General features: G+C 66.1%; 1 protein-coding gene. It reads left to right on the top strand.

Annotated features, from left to right (window positions below):
• Nucleotides 1-1,579 (top strand): hypothetical protein (locus ACG2E4_RS18380; RefSeq protein ID WP_395277501.1); only part of this gene is annotated, 1,579 nt, incomplete at both ends.

Raw genomic sequence — 1,579 nt, 5'->3', positions numbered from 1 at the left:
TGTTGCTGTCTGCCCAGACGTTGGACAGTGTATCGGGGGATCGCCAGGCGCTGGTGGATCTGTACCAGGCGACGGGCGGTCCGGGCTGGGACAACAACAGGGGATGGCTGGACGGTCCGGTCAGCGACAGCTGGTACGGGGTGCAGGTGGACGCCGAGGGGCGGGTGGTCCGGGTGGACCTGGCCGACAACAACCTGCGGGGGACCGAGGGGCTGCCGGCCAGTCTGGGGAACCTGAAGCGGCTGCGGTACCTGAACGTGCTGTACAACCGGATCTCGGGCCCGCTGCCGGAGGCCCTGTTCAGCGGTCCCCGCTCGCTGGAGTACCTGTATCTGAACTTCTCCAGCAACGTGATGCCGAAGCACCCGGACCTGCACGAGCAGACGCGCACCGGCGGGGGCGACATCCATACCGGCAAGACCGACCAGGGGGCCGGCAACAAGTTTACCGGTCAGATTCCCGCCAGTTTTGACCTGCCGAACCTGCAGTGGTTTGCCCTGACCTGGAGCGATATCAGCCGGGTGGACCCGGCGGTGTTCAGCTCCACCGCCCTGAGGGGGCTGTGGCTGGGCAACAACCACCGACTGGGGGGCAACAACCAGCAGATTCCCCCCGCGATCGGCCGGCTGAGGCAGCTGGAGCACCTGGCCCTCAACAGCAGCCCGGGGGCGGCCACCGAGGATGCGTGGGGCGGGGAGCTGCCGGCCGAGTTTGGGAACCTCACCAGCCTGAAGAGCCTGCGGATCAGCGAAAACAATTTTACCGGGCGGTTCCCGGACTTGTCGGGGGCCACCGGCATGCAGACGTTTGTGATCCGCAGCACCAACTTTACCAGCGGATTTCCCGCCTACGGGCTGGACGGGACCTGGCCGCAGATCAACTCGTTTGTGGTCAGTTTTACCAAGTTTCGGGACGCACAGCTGCCGGAGCAGGCTCCCCGGAGTCTGCGGACCCTGAACGCCCCCTCCAGCGGGATTGCCGGGACGTTGCCGGTCAGCCAGTTTCCCCGGCAGATTATTGTGACCGATTTCAGCTGGAACAACCTGTCGGGGCCGGGCCCGCGGGAGCTGCGGCACCTGGTGCGGATCCGGAACCTGCGCTGGTCCGACAACGAGCTGGAGGGACCGTGGCCGGAGCTGGACTGGACCAACAAGCAGAACCTGACCAACTCGGCCGGCCAGCGGGTGCACCCGCTGCGGTTTTTCACGCGGGCCCATTTCAATGGCAACCGCTACGTGTTTGCCGACATGCTGGTGGTCAGCGACGAGGGGAAGACCCTGTTTGAGTGGTACCGCCAGGAGGCGGAGGTCTCGTTTCGCTACGGGAACCAGAAGCCGTTCGGCAGCGAGGCCAACCAGTCTGGCCCCCGGATCGATTTCAGCGGGGTGGTGACCCACCCCGACAACGTCTACCGGTGGTACCGGAACGGCTCCGGGCTGTCGGGCCCCTCCGGGAACGTGCTGGATGCGCGCCAGTGGGGGACCGGCACCTACCGGCTGGAGGTGACCAACCCGCAGGTGCCCGAGCTGACCCTCCAAAGCATCCCGATCACCATCACCGAACAGGACCTCAACGGGAG

The organism is Halalkalibaculum sp. DA384 (assembly GCF_043951955.1).
Classification (GTDB): domain Bacteria; phylum Bacteroidota; class Rhodothermia; order Balneolales; family Balneolaceae; genus JAMQKA01.
Note: the sequence above shows the minus strand (reverse complement) of the source record. Positions and strands in the feature narration are given on the sequence as shown.